Source organism: Nocardia tengchongensis (assembly GCF_054781395.1).
The window spans coordinates 124,902-140,108 of the sequence record NZ_BAAGUM010000013.1; the positions used below are offsets into that span (position 1 = coordinate 124,902).

Annotated in this window: 13 protein-coding genes and 1 pseudogene; 7 read left to right on the plus strand and 7 right to left on the minus strand. The window is 65.8% G+C overall.

All coding sequences use genetic code 11. The features are described 5' to 3' along the window. Positions 1 to 75: 75 nt before the first annotated feature. Together ACYVKL_RS26170 and ACYVKL_RS26175 are read left to right on the plus strand one after the other, a co-directional pair. A complete protein-coding gene (locus ACYVKL_RS26170) occupies positions 76 to 975 on the plus strand; it encodes a helix-turn-helix domain-containing protein (protein ID WP_379171694.1) in 900 nt (299 codons plus the stop codon). Then, positions 972 to 1,166, plus strand: a complete 195-nt coding sequence (locus tag ACYVKL_RS26175) for a DUF397 domain-containing protein (RefSeq protein WP_379171696.1) — start codon at positions 972 to 974, stop codon at positions 1,164 to 1,166. Before ACYVKL_RS26170 ends, ACYVKL_RS26175 begins: the two co-directional genes overlap by 4 nt. 20 nt (positions 1,167 to 1,186) lie before the next feature. Here ACYVKL_RS26175 and ACYVKL_RS26180 read toward each other — a convergent pair whose 3' ends face one another. The 3 genes and pseudogenes from ACYVKL_RS26180 to ACYVKL_RS26190 form a co-directional block, all read right to left on the minus strand. Beyond that, on the minus strand, positions 1,187 to 2,062 hold the full coding sequence (locus ACYVKL_RS26180) for an HNH endonuclease (RefSeq protein WP_379172067.1): 876 nt from the start codon (positions 2,060 to 2,062) through the stop codon (positions 1,187 to 1,189). Positions 2,063 to 2,365: 303 nt separating this feature from the next. Then, positions 2,366 to 2,833, minus strand: a pseudogene (locus ACYVKL_RS26185) (TerD family protein); the annotation flags it as partial. Between the two features lie 438 nt (positions 2,834 to 3,271). Next, on the minus strand, positions 3,272 to 3,559 hold the full coding sequence (locus ACYVKL_RS26190) for a hypothetical protein (RefSeq protein WP_379171698.1): 288 nt from the start codon (positions 3,557 to 3,559) through the stop codon (positions 3,272 to 3,274). An 898-nt stretch (positions 3,560 to 4,457) separates the two neighbouring features. On the opposite strand from ACYVKL_RS26190, the gene ACYVKL_RS26195 reads away from it, so the two are divergent. Both ACYVKL_RS26195 and ACYVKL_RS26200 read left to right on the plus strand, forming a co-directional pair. After that, complete coding sequence (locus tag ACYVKL_RS26195; RefSeq protein WP_379171700.1) at positions 4,458 to 4,904, plus strand: hypothetical protein; 447 nt, start codon at positions 4,458 to 4,460, stop codon at positions 4,902 to 4,904. A gap of 2,061 nt (positions 4,905 to 6,965) precedes the next feature. Continuing rightward, positions 6,966 to 7,271, plus strand: a complete 306-nt coding sequence (locus ACYVKL_RS26200; protein WP_379171702.1) for a hypothetical protein — start codon at positions 6,966 to 6,968, stop codon at positions 7,269 to 7,271. 170 nt (positions 7,272 to 7,441) lie between these two features. On the opposite strand, the gene ACYVKL_RS26205 is transcribed toward ACYVKL_RS26200, so the two are convergent. Then, positions 7,442 to 8,089: an MspA family porin gene (locus tag ACYVKL_RS26205; RefSeq protein WP_379171704.1), complete on the minus strand. Its 648-nt coding sequence runs from the start codon at positions 8,087 to 8,089 to the stop codon at positions 7,442 to 7,444. Between the two features lie 769 nt (positions 8,090 to 8,858). Here ACYVKL_RS26205 and ACYVKL_RS26210 point away from each other — a divergent pair. Further along, on the plus strand, positions 8,859 to 9,329 hold the full coding sequence (locus ACYVKL_RS26210; RefSeq protein WP_379171706.1) for a ricin-type beta-trefoil lectin domain protein: 471 nt from the start codon (positions 8,859 to 8,861) through the stop codon (positions 9,327 to 9,329). 157 nt (positions 9,330 to 9,486) lie between these two features. Here ACYVKL_RS26210 and ACYVKL_RS26215 read toward each other — a convergent pair whose 3' ends face one another. Together ACYVKL_RS26215 and ACYVKL_RS26220 are read right to left on the minus strand one after the other, a co-directional pair. Continuing rightward, positions 9,487 to 9,966 carry a hypothetical protein gene (locus tag ACYVKL_RS26215; protein ID WP_379171708.1) on the minus strand — a complete coding sequence of 160 codons (480 nt, stop codon included), beginning with the start codon at positions 9,964 to 9,966 and terminating at the stop codon, positions 9,487 to 9,489. Between the two features lie 180 nt (positions 9,967 to 10,146). Continuing rightward, on the minus strand, positions 10,147 to 10,350 hold the full coding sequence (locus ACYVKL_RS26220; RefSeq protein ID WP_379172070.1) for an ATP dependent DNA ligase: 204 nt from the start codon (positions 10,348 to 10,350) through the stop codon (positions 10,147 to 10,149). Positions 10,351 to 10,444: 94 nt separating this feature from the next. Between ACYVKL_RS26220 and ACYVKL_RS26225 the strand changes: the two genes are divergently transcribed. Then, entirely contained in the window at positions 10,445 to 12,205 is a 1,761-nt protein-coding gene (locus ACYVKL_RS26225; protein WP_379171710.1) for a leucine-rich repeat domain-containing protein, read from the plus strand. Here the strand turns inward: ACYVKL_RS26225 and ACYVKL_RS26230 are convergent. Further along, on the minus strand, positions 12,124 to 12,495 hold the full coding sequence (locus ACYVKL_RS26230) for a hypothetical protein (RefSeq protein ID WP_379171712.1): 372 nt from the start codon (positions 12,493 to 12,495) through the stop codon (positions 12,124 to 12,126). The genes ACYVKL_RS26225 and ACYVKL_RS26230 overlap by 82 nt on opposite strands. Positions 12,496 to 12,742: 247 nt before the next feature. On the opposite strand from ACYVKL_RS26230, the gene ACYVKL_RS26235 reads away from it, so the two are divergent. After that, positions 12,743 to 15,157 (plus strand): ATP-binding protein, encoded by a 2,415-nt coding sequence (locus tag ACYVKL_RS26235; protein WP_379171714.1) that lies wholly within the window; start codon positions 12,743 to 12,745, stop codon positions 15,155 to 15,157. Positions 15,158 to 15,207 lie beyond the last annotated feature (50 nt).

Genomic DNA, 15,207 nt, shown 5'->3' on the forward strand with positions numbered 1-15,207 from the left:
AGTGCCTTGAAATACAATGGAATTACAGTGAGGAACGTTTCATCGCGTATCAACCCAGATAGCGAGGGTAACGAAATGACTGGATCCACCATCCCCCGACGAGGATTCGGCCGCCTTCTCCGGTCATTCCGGGAGCGATCACAGAAAAGCATGCTGACGGCGGGATTAGCGATCGACGTCTCGCCGCCGACCATCCTGCGACTGGAGGACGGCCTGCCATCGAAGATCTCGACACCGCAGATCGAGCGGCTGCTCGACATCTATCAGGTTGCACCCGCCGAGCATGCGGAGGCGCTCGAGATGTGGGATGCGGTCAGACGACAAGACAAGTTGGCCAAAGCGCAGGGCACTAGCAAGGGCTGGTGGCAGGGGTACAGCGATGTGTACAAGACCTACTTCGACCACTACCTCCGACTGGAGGACGCGGCGACGCAGATGACGTCCCATCAGCTGGTACTCGTACCGGGCATTCTGCAAGCTCCGGCATACCGTCGCGCGATCATTACCGCCACAGTTCCCGAGATGTCCGCGGTCGATGTCGAGAGGCTGCTCGAGCTTGCCGCCCGACGGCAGCAACGCCTGGTCAATGACAGCTTGAATCTCGTTGCACTACTGTCGGAGTCCGTATTGTTGCATCAACCCGGCGGTCCAGGAGTTTTGACCGCGCAGCTGCGCCACCTCGCGGAAATCGGTGAACGACCAAATGTTTCGATCCGAATTGTTCCTCATCAGGTAGGCACTCATCCCGGACTGATAGTCCAGTCCTTCACGCTGCTCGAATTCCCGCCCATGGCAAGCAAATTGATGGAGCCGCCTGTGATATATACCGAGGGCGCGGAGGGAGCGCTCTACCTCGAACGGCGTGACGTCATCGATCGCTACAAGCAGGCGGTAGCGGGAATGCAAGCGGTAGCGTTGAGTGAAGAAGACACCAGGGATCTGGTATCGAGGATGGCGAGGGAGCATTCAGCATGATCAAGAAGCCGCCGATGGACGAGTGGTTCAAGTCCAGCCGATCCGCCCAGGCCAACGAGTGCGTCGAGGTTTTCCTCGGCCACGACCGAGTCGGTGTCCGCGACACCAAGGACCACGCCCGAGGTCCAGAGCTGTGGTTCACCACCGACCAGTGGGACGTCTTCCTCGCCAGCGGCGTCTGGAAGCGCTGACGCCGGGACCGCGGGCGCGATCACATTCGCGCGCCCTTGGCCAGGTTGCAGCCGCGGCACAGGATCTGGAGGTTGTCGACGCTGGTAGCACCGCCTCTGCTCCAGGGGATGACATGGTCGAATTCGAGGTACTCCTGGGCTCCGCACTCGACACATTTCCCGCCGTCGCGTTGCCAGACTCGGGATTTCATCTCCTGCGGGATCGCACGGGAGTCGCGTTGTCCGGGCGCGAGCACGAGACGCTTCGCGACGCGCAGCGCGCCCTCGAGCACCGCTGCGACATACTCGGCATCCCGCACCCGGTAGCTGCCACCGCCCCGAGCTGTCGTCGCATCGATAACGACCGTGTCGTATTCGTGCCGGATGGCAACGATCTTGGCCCACGCCAGTTCGGATCCCGTCCCGGCACCGATGAAACGCAGCTTGCTGCTGCTGCCGAGCAGGCGGCCCGTGGTCTGCTTCGGACCGCTGGCCAGGAAGCGTATCTGCGTCGCGTCGACGTCCACGTGCAGCAACTCGTCCATTGCGAGATGTAGATCGGGACGGCTCAGCCGGGGAAGGTCTCCGGCCCGAACCTCGGCGAGTGACCGGCCACGGAGCATCCGTTGCCGCAGACCATGAATGAGCGATCCCGCGGTGGACAGATCGGTCGCGGCCTGCAACTCGGAAACGGTCCGTTCGAAGTCGTCCAGTTCTTGCTGATCGATCTGGTTGTCGGCGAAGGCGAAGGCGACCATCCGCTCCAGATGCGCGATAGCCAACGACCTCAGGGCCTCGCGCCCGGTCGCCTCACTGATCATGTGGAACCTGAGCGTCACCCACAGGTCGTCCCACCGCGAACCCCAGGGGCCGTCCTCGGTCAGCACCTGCCATGCCTGACCTCGCCAGGCGTCCATCAGGCGCTGAACCTCGCGCTGACACCATTGACACGGCGACGCGACAACCGTTGGCTGCGCGGACGATTGGCCGAAACTCCGACTTCGGGGTGCGCCACCGACTCGGTGCACAGCCCGTGGACGCCCGCACCGCTCGCAGATCGCCGGTTCATGTTGTGGATGCCGCGGTCGACGGTCAGCCGCCCAGGCCGTCCCATTCCACCACTGCATGTGCCCGGTGCCGTCGGGTGCCGCGTACCAACCCGGTGCGATGACCTGCGCGGGGGTCTCGTCATCGTCCACCGAGACGCCGAATTCCTCAGCGAGTCCGCGCAATCCGCTCGACCAGCCCTGCCCGACCGCACGGAACTTCCAGCCGCCGTCCCGGCGATAGAACTCACCGAACACCATGGCCTGCACGGCTTCCGGGCCCGACACCCGATAGTCGAACAGTCGGCCCCCGGTTCCGAGCACGCTGAGTACCAGCGCTGGAACGTCCTGGAACGACCCCGATGCCACTGATCCCGCGATCACGACACGATCCACGCTGGGCTCGATAGCGCTCAGGTTCACCGCCAGCCCGGCCTGGCCGGCTACAACCCGCTCCAAGACCACGGCACCGGACGGATGCTCGGGAGCGTTGAAGAACACGAAATCATCGTCGGATCGGATCTTCCCCGACTCCGCCAGCAGCAGAGCGTGCGGGTCCACTTCCCGACCACCATCCCACTGCAGAACCAGCGACACCGCCGACGCGGCCACGAGCGCATTTGCACCACGCGCCAACTCCACGACCCGAACCCCGTTCCCTCACCACAGCCGACCACGAGCCACGCTCTGCGCCAGGAACTTTGGAGTTCGTAATCTCCACACCCGCGCCAGTTGCGGCCACGGCGAAGAACACTAGCCAGCCGCACCGACGACATTCGACAGGGCACCGCGATTCGGCACTATCGGTCATGAGGTGCGCAGTGTATGCCCCGACCATCACCATCACCGTCCAACCCGCCCCAGCCGGGACCCCGATCCAAACACCCGCACCGGTGAACTGCGGCGTCCACAGCTCCCCCTCCACCGGCAGCGCCTGACAACGAACTGCACTGAAGGGAGCAGGAACTCGTCACCACCAAGGATCTGCCGGGGAGCCGCAATCCGGACATGCGTGCGGGCGCAGCGCATGCATCGGCGACCGTGCGAGTGTCGGCGCCGGCGGTTGTATCGAGCGCTCTGCTAGTCCCAATCGAACCAATCGAAGAACTCGAACGGCAGTAGATGCTTGAACCATCCCGGAGGGATTCCCCAGCCCGGAGGGAACAAGAAGTGCTTGGCTTCCGAGCCGTGGTCCAAGTGCTGATCGACAGGGGTGGGGGCATAGTTGGTGACCACATCGGCCTGGGTCGGTACGGTCACGGCGGTGACCGGAGCCACCGCAATCGCACCGGCGAGGACGGCCCGAGCCACCGTTTGCCTGGTCATTGCGAACATTGCTGAACCTTCCTGATGATCGAACGGTCGCATCGTCGTGATGCTCCCGCCAGTTCTGGTCATGTGGGTGTGGGTGGCTCGGCGGCAGGATGCATGACGGCGTGCCACCACGATTCGAGCCGACTCGGCTCCGGCCAGCGCACCACGGGAACATCGTCACCGGAACCGCTGGTGATGGTGGGTGTCGTCGTATGCCGCTTTCCCGCCCGGCGAGCGAGCCTGTCGCCGCGTGGTTCTCGTGGGGTTGCTGTCATGGGGCACCTCCGAATCTCTGGCCCGACGCCGGGTCTCACCGGGCGGGCTGGATTCGCAACTCGCTGCGGCGGTGTACGCCGAGGTCGACCGCACGCGAGGAATACCACCAAGGCCCAGGGGCAATGCCGAGGGGTCTGCACCACCGCAGAGGGGGCCGACGTGCGCCATGTTAGGCATTCAAGGTCAAGGGCGGGCTACGTTCGAGCCGATTCTCGGGGTCTACAGCCGAGATCGAACCCAGCGGGCGCAGCCTGGCGCACCCGGTGTGGACCAGGTACCGATCGCGCGGGTCGCGCCCCAGCGTCGCGGTAGTGCACGTGGGGCACGACCCTGGTGTCGGCTCAGTGGTCGGGGTTGTGCACTGCGCCGACACACAGCGCATACCAACAGATCGCCCCTCTCAATCGGTCGGTGCCCAATCGTGGCCGACTGATGATGAGGTCGTTACGGCCCGTTGACATCGGCGTCCGGAAGCTGACCATGGCCACCGTGCTGGGCCGGCCTGGGTTCGAGGTCGCTGGGGGATGCGGGCGGGGGCCGGCTCGAAGGCCCCGACCATCACCGTCACCGTCAAACCCGCTGAGCGAATTCCGGGTTTACCCCGATATGCGTGAAACCTCCTGTGCGGCAAGCTGAATCCCAGGTCGGGTCGAAGTCGATAGGAGCTGATTCACACATGACTCAACGGTTGCTGGTCGGTCTGGGCACTGCGGCCCTGATCACCGCCGCGGCTTGCGCCCTGGCCCCGGCCGCATTCGCGACGGATCTGGCCGAGGGGGTTTCGTGCAGTGATCGCAGCTGCCGCAACGACACCGACGACATCTATCGCATCCAGGTGCGGGTGCACTGCTCGGGATTCGGTGACGGGTACGAGACGTCGGTCTGGGTGAACAGCCGCACCACCGAGCAGCTGCAGGTCGGGTGCACCGGCCACTGGGTGCCCGGCGGATACCGCCCCGGCACGCCCTCGATGAACTCCGACGGCACCTGGAACCCGCCTCCGATGGAGAAGGAGCCCGACACGTTCGAGCCCAGTTACCTGACCGGCATCGACTACCTGAGCGCCGTGGTCGACAACAGCGGCCGCCGTCGCCCCGGCGCTCCAGCACCCAGCGGGTCTTGATCCGGACCGGACTTCCCGGTTGACCCCAACTTCCTCCCCACGCAGGTGTGTTCGAGATCGATGTTCGTGCCGGTAGCTCTGCGGGCCCCGGCCAGTTGGGCTGCCGTTCGGCTCGGGGATCCGCCGTTCGAGGCGCCGGTCATTTCTGGCGCCGGAGAACACATAAATGCGTTCGTCGCGGTCCCGAGTGGTGGTGTGGACGGCTTACCGACGCGGTAGTCAACGAAAGGCGTTGTCTGCTTTTCTGCCAATTTTCGGCACACCTGTTGTGAGGCAATCGGACAATACTGGCATTCTGGACGATTTTGATAAATGAGTAATACTCGGCCGGTGTCGGCGATGTTCTCCCCATGGCCGATCTACTTGCGGAAGCTCGTCAGATGCCGCACTCCGCAATACAATTCGCTCGGGATGCCGGGTGGCTGGGACCTCCCCCGGAGCTCGAATCTCGCCTAGCGCACTTCCGTGCTCAGTACAACTACCCGCTCGCCGTGGTCGAGCACGTATTGGAAAGACATTTCAGTACTGCACCAGACGACTGGATCAGCTACTTCCGCATGGCCACGGAAATGGCCGTCTTCGTGGAGGTTTCCCGTCACACCCTCAGCAAGGCCGACCAGCAGCGCCTGCGCCGGCCATGGGAGTCGCTACTGCAGCCTGACGGAGACCGGTGAGGGGGCTGGGCCGGGAGTAGGGGTCTCGATTGCCGAACGCTGGGACGTGCGTTTGGGACCGACAGAGTCGAGACACCTACCCATCATCTCCGAGCGAACCCCCAGCACTCGGCGACGACGACCACTGTAGACGGGGAAAGACGGCGCAACAGCACTGAAAGGTATGACCTTTCGTGCCAGAAACCCGGGCTTTGGCAACCCCCTAGTGAATCTCTACCCGGGCTGGCTCGCGCCGGATGCCGGTCGGCGAACAAGCCCAGGCGGATGAACTCCCGTGCCGGACTTTCACCGGTGATGGCTTGGCGGGGCCGGGTGGATCGGGAGTCTGAGCGATCCACCCGGCAGGGCGAAGCGAAACGGTCGCGGCGGAGTAACCGAACCCGAGCACCGCCGCATGTCCCCGATCAGCCCACCCTTCACCGGACCGTACTGGCCGCCGAGGTCCGAGCAGGTCGATTCGTCGCCCGCTGACACGAATCGAGAGTGCTCTCGGCACAAAAAGTCATAGATAGCTACGAAGAAACTGCCCCGGGGGCGAGGACACCGTGCAGAATGCCGGGCAACGCCAGTCCAGACCCGCGGCAGCACTTCCGAGAGGGGAAAGAAGTGAGCGACACAATCGAGGCGACAGCCGGTCACCGGCTACTCGGAGAGATTCTCACTCGCTACGACAGTATCGACGCCTTCTGCACCCGCCTGCACATAGCGCTGGATACACCCACCGATGTACTTCCCGCCCTACCGAACTCGACGGTCGGGCGGCATCGGCTTCGATAGCCGGAACCGAACAGGCGTGCCCGATAGACGTTCGGAAAACGATCCTCAGCCAGGGCGCGGTCGGCCCCGGCCGGCGCCGGGGCCGACCGCCCCAGGACAGACGTTGCCCGTGGGCTCTGCGAGCCGGTGCCGGCCACCGGCCGAGGGTGCCACTGCGACTGGGCGCACGGCTGTGGGGGTGTTTCACCCCATTAGGGTTCACCGACCGGTCGGGCCGGTTCTGTTCGGCATTCTGCACGACAATCTCGATCACGTAGCTAATTCCGAGATGTCGGTGACTTTCCGTGCCTGGACACTCTCGATTCGTGCCATCAACGCGGCATTCGGGCCGCTCCAGCCCAGGATCTCGATACGGTGCGGTACGGGTGAGCCGATCGTGGAGCGTGGCGGGAATCAGGGCACGGTTATCGCGCCGCATTCTCATTTCGGATCATCCGGCCGGGGTCAACCGTGGACGACTCCGGAATCGATGCCCCGCTTCGCAGACTCCGAGCGGCGCATCGTGCTCGGGCCGGGTGGATCAGCCTCCGGGCTCCTCCCTATCCACCCGGCCCGAGCAGCAATTCGGACCGCCACGGCAGAAATCGTCGCTCGAAGAGGAAGTGCTCGCGTGCAGATATTCATCAGCGGTCGGGTCGGCCGCCGCGGCGGTGAGGCCCACGTCGTCATCGGTGCACCGCGCCCGGTCGCCGGGTCCACCCGCGGTGACAAGGTCTGCCACATCGAAATCCGGCGGGCGGGCACCGTCGTGCGGCTACACCCCCAGCCGGGGTCCACGCGGGCGGCACTCGACAACGCGCTGCGTGAGGTCACCCAGCATCTGGGCATCGATCTGCCGGCGTTTCTCGCACACGTCGCGATCGGGCCCGCGGTGCAGCCTCAGCCCGCCGGCCCTGGCATCGACAGTCACCTCTGAACCCCGATACCCGGAATTCCGATGGCACACAGTCGAAGTCGGCGACCGTCACCGTGCTCCCCGCGCCCGAAGGCAGTGCCCCCGCGCCACAGCCGCGCCACTGGGCCCCACACGCCTTCAACGAGACACTTTGCGGCGCGAAGGATTACAACTCCAACCGGGCCACCGCTTCAGAAGGTGAACTGGTCGCCGTAGGCGGTGGTCTGCGCGAGTCCCACAGCGGTGCTCACCGTGGTGGTGACGAACGGGACGGCCGACACCGGCGAGGCGCATTGCGCGATATTGAGCGCGGCATTGTTGAACGCGATGCGAAGCGGGAACGTCGTGGTGGCACCCAGGCGGGCCGTCTCCGTTCTCGCGACAGTGACCTGGCCGGGTCCCAGGTTCGCGAACACGCCTTCGGCCACGCCCAGATTTCCGACGACACCGGGCCTGATGACCCCAGCGGGAATAATCGTGCCCAGCTGTTGATAGGTGCCGATATCGACGCCGAAGCCGCCGTCCACACTGATCCCGCAGCCGAGGATGAATCCCGCCACCGCCTCACCTGAGGTGATCCGGCCGCCGTCGACGGTGACCGAGTAATCGCCGGACATCTGCGCTGCATGCGAGAACGTCATGAGGAAGTTCGGTGTCCGGTCACCGGGCGGGTTCACCACGATGCTGTCGACCGACGCCGTCACATGGACTCCCCCACCCGAGACATCCGTGCCGGGCGGCTGAGCGCGGCCGAGTCCGGCGCCACCGGCCCACAATCCCACCCCGGCCAGATTCGCCGCGACCATGGCGACCACGGCGCCGGTGAACGAACGTCGCATGCCTGGAGCCTTCCGGTTCGCGACTATCGGCAACTCGACAACACATGGGGCAAACCCACACGGAGGGATGCCGCTCGGCAAGCCTAGACGGTGCCACCATCCAGGCGGTGTCACAGCGACGCGTGTCCACCACACCGGCCGTCAGCACCCCGACGCCACATCGCGGTCCCCCGCGTCGGCGGCGGTGTCCGGGACTCCAAGAACCCACCAGCTCCGTCTCGGTCTTCTCCGGCGAAGAGTGGCTCGTCAATCCAGTGCTGTCAGTGGGTGGCTGTAGTCCTCCAGCTTGCGGGCGTTTATTGCGCACCGAGCGCGGCCGGAATCCCGTTCAATGTCTCGTCCGGCCCGACCGGGTCGGCGAGCGGGTCAAGTTCCGGACCTGGCCACTTCTACTTCTACGACAACGGACAGCGCATCGGCGACGACATGCCCACCCGGGGGCAAAGGCAACACGGATTGATACACGGAATGTGCACCGCGCCAAAGCATTCCCGTCAGCAGGACGCCTGGTACGGGAAGCACGGCGCCAAACGACGATGCCCGACATTGTCGAGTGCGATCGGGCGGGCCGGGCGCATGAGGTTGTTAAGGATCTTGAAAGCTGGCCTGGATACTTTCGCTTCGCGTCGGACGGAAGATGTTCGGCTACAACGGAAGTCGCTCCGGGATGTGGATGCGATGCGGAGGGGACTATATGAAGAAGTCGCGTGTTACTCGAGTGGGTCAGTGGGCGGACGGTTCGTCGGCGCAGCGGGGGAGTCGGCAGCCGGTGCGGCTGCTCGGGACAGGAGCCGCGCTGGCCGCCGCGGCAATGGTGATCTGCGCGCCGTCGGCCTCGGCGGCGAGTATGACGCTGGTCAATGGGCTCGTTCAGGGCACGTGTCTGGATGCGCAGACGATGGACGGTGTCACATTGACGGGGGTCGCTCAAGTCATCACCTGCAACAGTGGGCCCGCGCAGCAGTGGATCAACGGATCCGCCAACAGTCTGCGAAACGGCCTCAACCCAGGTATGTGCCTCGACGCGCAGACAATGGACGGCACCTCCCTGACCGGAGTCGCTCAAGTCATCCCGTGCAACGGCGGCCTCGTGCAGGAGTGGTTCACCGGCCCCGGCAACACTCTCCACAATGGCCTCGACGGAGCCATGTGCCTGGACGGCCAAACCCTCGAGGGCAGAACCCTCACGAGCGTCGTTCAGGTCATCCCGTGCAACGGTGGACCCGCGCAGCAGTGGTGACCGCGGGCTGAACACTCGAACCAAATTCCCGCCGATTCCCGCTCACGCCGGGCTGTTCGGAGAACGATCAGGCGGTCCTCTCGACCGCCTCGGTGCCGCGGCGACCCAGGTTGGCGGGGCGCGCCAGAACGGAATGATTCGACCGCGAGTCCATCGCCTAGTTCACTCCGAACGTCACGGTGTGGCCGCCGGTGCTGCCGGTTTGAAAGCCGTTCAGGATCGTTTGGATCGGGTTCGGGGTGAAGGAGGAGCTTCCAGTGGTGCCGTTGGACCTGACGTCGGCGGACTGCTGGCTGGTCGTGCCATCGGCAGTCTTCTGCGAGGCGACGATGTGCTGGTCGCCGGCTGCCAGGTTGAGTTCGACGGTGACGATGTAGTTGGCGCCGTTGGTTGGCCTCAGCGCAAATGGGCTGCCCCCCAGCGTGACTCCATTGACCTCGATCGTCACCGGGGTCGAGGTCGTCGCTCTCACAGAGATGTAGGCACCCTGGAACCCGCCGTCGCCAGTGCGGCTGAACAGCTCGACGGAGACGATGTCGGCCGATGCCGGGGCTGCTCCCGCAATGAGCGCGGCCGCTGCTGCGGCCGCAACGGCGATAGTTCTGAGACCTCTGATGGGCAGCGTCTCGACTTTCATGAATGGAGCGAGGGTTGTCAGTCGGGTCCAGACTGCCCGGTTCTCAGTGTTCACAGGCCGAAGCTATGTGAAATAGGCTTGTTCCGAACGAGATTGAGCGCCCTCTGTTTCTTTGGCGGCATTTCCAGGGGCTGCCGCGGCGTTCGGAAAACGATGGCCAGCGGCTTGTGGATGGGCGGGTCAGTTGACCTCAGGGATGGTGATGTCCTCGGGTGCGCGGTCGAATCGCAGTCCGCGCCAGGATGGATGGCGCAAGCCGGTGGCGGTGCGTTCGCGGTAGGCGATATCGCCGACCAGCTGCGGTGCGACCCAGTGCGCGGTGACCGCGATCGACGCCGGCACCGTGCCGGTGACCGGCGGTGTGGCGGTGGACAGCGCCAGCAGGGCGAAACCTGCACCGAGCCCGGCTCAAACGCCCCCGTGACGGCGGCTGGTCGAGCGAGCAACGCAGCCGAGCCACGAACATATGCTCTCCCGCATGTCGACCTTTTCCATGCCCGACCGCTTGTCCTACGCCGACGTGGACGCCCGCCTGGGCGGCGTGTTGTCCGCCGAGTTCGACGGAGCCGCAGACGATCCCGACGATCCCACGGTGCTGTTCTTCGACGGTGACCTCACCCTTGACGGGGATTTCCTCTCCGCCGTCGCCGAGCTGCGCGGTGTGGACGCCGACGGCGACGGCGATGTCGAGTTGATCGTGGTGACCGGTGACCTGACGGTCAACGGCCCGATCGCGCTCTACGAGGACTGGCCCGGGCTCTACGTCGGCGGCCACACCCGGGCCGAGACACTGGAAGGCGGCGACGCCGAGATCCGCATCCACAACGGCACTTTCACCCACATGGTGTACGGCTATTACAACCACGGCTCCCTGGCGGCCGGGGTGGTCGACACCCCCTGGGCGATCCACTTCGACCACTACATGGCACTGTCGGCCCCGGGCGCGCGCTGGGTGGACAACCTCGGCGTTTGCGACCGGGACGCCGACTTCGTCGCCGGGAACGGCCTCGCCGAGGCGTTCGTGCCCGAGGTCGTCGACGACGAGGGTCGCCTGGACATCAAGGCGTTCCTGAACCGGCTGCGTGCCGGGCTGCCCGTCCTGCGGCCCGGGGCCCGGTCGGCGCGCGAGTCGGCGGCCGCGGCGCTGGACGACCAGCTGTCCAGGGCCCTGGCCGACCGGGCCGAACATCTCGACCTGACCGGGCGCAAGCTGAAGGCGTTCCCCGCCGAGGTGCTCCGGATGCCATGGCTGCGCACCCTGATCCTGGACCGCAATCCGATCCGCGAGCTGCCCGAGGAGATCGGGACGCTCACCGGACTGGAGCACCTGTCGGTGCGCGACTGCGAGTTGACCGCCCTGCCCGGGTCGATCGGCGACCTGGCCGGGCTGCGGGTACTGCGGGTCGCCGGCAACTCGTCCCTGAACGAGAACGAGGTCAAGTTCACCCTGCCAGCCGCCGTCGGGCGGCTGTCCGCGCTGGAGGAACTCGACATCTCCGATCTGTCCGTCCAGACCGGCGCGGAGTACGAGGTGGGACGGATGCCGCCCGAGTCGACGCGATTCCTGCTGCCGGACACCTTCGGCGGTCTGGTCGGGCTGCGGAAGCTGGTCGCCGACGGCACCAACGTCGTGTTCCCCGACTCCGCGCGCGGCCTGACCGGCGTCGAGGAGGTGTCGATGTCCGGCAGTCCCGCCCGGTACCTGCTGACCTTCCCCGAAGTGGTCACCACCTTCCCGAACCTGCGCCGACTCGATCTGAGCTGCAACAACTTCGACACCATCCCCGACAGCCTGCTCCACTTGACCCGGCTGGTGGACCTCGACCTCGGCGGCAGCCTCGGCCTGCTGCGCGACCCGCTGCCGGACCTCGGCCGCCTGCCCGCGCTGAGGGTCCTCGGCTTCAGCGGGCAGAGCAGCCGCGGCCCCGAGCCCGGGCACGCCTTCCTCCGGGAGTTGTTCGCCATGGAGCTGACCGATCTGGAGGAACTCCGGATCGACAGGTGGCGCCGGGACGGCAAGCGTCGCCGGCTCGAGCCCGAGCACTTCGCCGGGATCGGGACGTTCCGCCGGCTGCGGACCGTCCGCCTGGCCTTCAACGGCCTCGAAGACTTGCCGTCCGACTTCGACACGCTCCCCGACCTCGAAACCGCCGACCTCTACGGCAACCGGTTCCCCCGAGAGGTCCGCGACCGAATCACCGCCGCGCACCCGAGCGCCCGGATCGACTTCGGGTCGTAGGGGTCCACCGGGCCCGAGCCGGCTGCCGCCCGCCTCAGGGGTGTTCGGAAAACGGTCTGATGACGTCGGGCACCGGCAGGTTCGGGACTGGCGTCGGCGAGTTCGGCGGCGGTGAGCGCGGCGATGATGTGATCTGCGGCGGCGCGGGTCGCCGGTTCGGTATCGACACCCCACTTCTGTCGCAGCGCACGCAATTGATCCACGAGCGGACCGTGGTCGGGTTCGGCGAGGATCTGCCCGACCCGTGCCGGGCTGAGGTCCATCAGGGTCGCGATCTCACGGATGCTCATGCCGTCACGATGGGCCCACCGAATGCTGGCAGGGTAGCGATTGTCTCCTCCCTGGACACTAGCCGGCGACCGGGTCGGGATCGGCATCGCCCGTTTCGCCGGTGAGCAGCGCGAGGGCCTGCTCCTCGCCGCGGACAACATAACGGTCCTCGATCGGCGATCCGGGCGGATTTCGGATCCCTGGTTGGTCAGGGTCGGGGGTGGGCCCAAGCTTGACCAGGCCCTGGCGTGTGGTGACGATAATCTCATGACCATGGCCTTCGGTGGCGCTGACAGGTCGGTGGTCGACGAGTTGGGTGAGGGATCGTCCACTCCCTCCTGCGGTTGGTTACCGTCGCCGCCGCTGAACAATCTTCCTCACCCGGTAACCAGCTTCGTCGGGCGTGGGTCCGAGCTGGTCGAGCTTCGGGTGCTGCTCCAGAGGCATCGCATGGTGACCCTCGTCGGGCCAGGTGGTGCCGGCAAGAGCCGTCTCGGACTCGAGTTTGCACGCGAGTACAGCGACGAGTTCGTCGACGGTTGCTGGCTGGTCGAACTTGCTTCGGTTCCGGACCCCGACCTCGTTCCACACACGATCGCGTCGGTGATCGGGGTGCCCGAACACCCCGATCGTCCGACGGAAGATGTTCTCGCGGCTCGGTTGAGCGCGGCGCCTGCGCTGATCGTGCTCGACAACTGCGAGCATCTCGTCGGCGCCGTCGCTGCAATCGCGTCGGTACTGCTCGGCCGGTGCGCGGGTCTGCGGATCATCGCGACGAGTCGGGAGCGGATCGCCATAGCGGGTGAGGCGATCCAGCATGTCAGGGGTCTGAGCATTCCCGATGAATCCGCGGACGCGGCCGGTGTCGTCGCGGGCGCGGACAGCACCCAGCTCTTCCTCGAACGGGCGCGGGCCGTGCATCCGCAGCTGGCAGCAACGAACGACAACGCCGTGGACATTGCCCGGATCTGCCGGCGTCTGGACGGCCTGCCGCTGGCCATTGAGCTGGCCGCCACCCGAACGAGCTCGCTGAGCGTTGATGAGATCGCCGCGCGCATCGACGATCAATTCGCACTCCTCACGCGGGGGAACCGTGCGGCGCTACCGCATCACCGGACGCTCATCGCCGCAGTGGATTGGAGCTACAACCTGCTCAGTCCTGCCGAACGGCAGGTGTTCGACAGCCTGGCGGTGTTTACGGGCAGCTTCCGAATCGACGATGTCCGGGCGGTGTGCGGAGTGGATACCGTCGGCCGACTTGCTGCCCTCGTCGACAAGTCGCTGGTCGTCTTCGACACGAACACGGAACCGAATTCGTATCGTCTGTTGGAAACCCTGCGCACCTACGCCCTGGCGCATGTGCGCCAGAACGCGGATCTCGAGCGCCTCAACCATGCACACGCACAACACTTTTGCGCGGTCGCCGAAGCTGCCGCGACAACGTTCCGTGGTCGTGGCGACACACAGTGGCTCGTACGGCTCGAACAATCGCATCCGAACCTCCGTGCCGCCCTGGCATGGAGCGTGGCACGCGGCGACGCGGCCACCGCGACCCGCATCGCCGCTGCACTTCCACACTTCTGGGGAGTCCGCGGCCACTTCCGGGAGGGTCGCCGGTGGCTGGTGACGGTGCTGGCCATGCCTGGCGAGGTGGACGCCGGGGCCACCGCGGGCGCGTGGCTCGGCGTCGGAGAATTGGCCACGTTCCAGAACGATGTCGCATCGGCGCGGGAGGCGTTGGATCGGGCGGCTGTCATCTTCCGCCAGCTGGGCTCCTCGGCCAGGCTGGCCCGGACTATTCAGTACCGAGGCCTGACTGCGCTGTTCGCTGACGATGTGGACGAGGCTGAAGTGCAGATCCGCGAAGCGCTGGTGGTGGCTGAGCCGGCGATCGACGCGGGCAGACCCTCGGGGCTCCTCGCGCAGGGATGGAGCCTGATGCTTCTTGCCGGTGTCGAACTGGGACGCCGACAGTATCGGGCTGCGGATCGTGATGCCGAAGCCGCGGAACGGATTCTGCGAGCAGTCGGCGACAGCGAGGGGATGAGTTGGACTTCTCTGATTCGCGCGCAGTCCGTGTGGCGATCCGATCGGTTCACCGACGCACGTACCCACGCTCACCGCAGTCTTGCGGCGTTTCGCGAGTTGGGTGCGCTGTTCGGGCTGTCGACGGCGCTGTTCACCGCAGGCGTGATCGCGTTCGGCCGCTCTCAACCCTCGCGTCTTGCCGAGTTGGTCGGCGCGTGCGACGCGCTGTGGAACGCGATGGGAACCACTGCTCTGCCGTTCATGGCCGAGTGGGCGTCGGAATCGGTCAGCGGAGCACTCGACGAGCTCGGTCATCACAAGTTCGATCTCTGCAGATGTGAGGGCGCCGAACGTATCGAGGCCGACCGCGACGGGTATGTGCGGGAAATCCTCGACGAACTCGAGGCCCCGGCGGGCTCGTCACCCAAACCTCGCCTGACGCGCCGCGAACGTCAGGTCGCCGCACTTGTTCCACAGGGTCGGACGAACCGTCAGATCGCGCGTGCCCTGGGAATCTCGGAGAAGACTGTCGAAGTCCACGTGCACCACATCATGGGAAAACTCGGCGCAAGCAGTCGGGCCGAAGTTGCGGCGTGGTGTATCGCGGAACGCGCGCCCACCCCGACACCCGGAAGTGGGGGATATCCCCAATAGCGGGCCAGTGTGTCCCGGGCCGATCCTGATTCGGTGAGGCGGGCATTCCA

What these genes read in the sequence shown, in the direction of transcription:
- ACYVKL_RS26170 (WP_379171694.1), top strand. Translation starts at nt 76, where the DNA reads ATGACTGGATCCACCATCCCCCGACGAGGATTCGGCCGCCTTCTCCGG.
- ACYVKL_RS26175 (WP_379171696.1), top strand. Translation starts at nt 972, where the DNA reads ATGATCAAGAAGCCGCCGATGGACGAGTGGTTCAAGTCCAGCCGATCC.
- ACYVKL_RS26180 (WP_379172067.1), bottom strand. Translation starts at nt 2,062, where the DNA reads ATGGACGCCTGGCGAGGTCAGGCATGGCAGGTGCTGACCGAGGACGGC.
- ACYVKL_RS26190 (WP_379171698.1), bottom strand. Translation starts at nt 3,559, where the DNA reads ATGCGACCGTTCGATCATCAGGAAGGTTCAGCAATGTTCGCAATGACC.
- ACYVKL_RS26195 (WP_379171700.1), top strand. Translation starts at nt 4,458, where the DNA reads ATGACTCAACGGTTGCTGGTCGGTCTGGGCACTGCGGCCCTGATCACC.
- ACYVKL_RS26205 (WP_379171704.1), bottom strand. Translation starts at nt 8,089, where the DNA reads ATGCGACGTTCGTTCACCGGCGCCGTGGTCGCCATGGTCGCGGCGAAT.
- ACYVKL_RS26215 (WP_379171708.1), bottom strand. Translation starts at nt 9,966, where the DNA reads ATGAAAGTCGAGACGCTGCCCATCAGAGGTCTCAGAACTATCGCCGTT.
- ACYVKL_RS26225 (WP_379171710.1), top strand. Translation starts at nt 10,445, where the DNA reads ATGTCGACCTTTTCCATGCCCGACCGCTTGTCCTACGCCGACGTGGAC.
- ACYVKL_RS26230 (WP_379171712.1), bottom strand. Translation starts at nt 12,495, where the DNA reads ATGAGCATCCGTGAGATCGCGACCCTGATGGACCTCAGCCCGGCACGG.
- ACYVKL_RS26235 (WP_379171714.1), top strand. Translation starts at nt 12,743, where the DNA reads ATGACCATGGCCTTCGGTGGCGCTGACAGGTCGGTGGTCGACGAGTTG.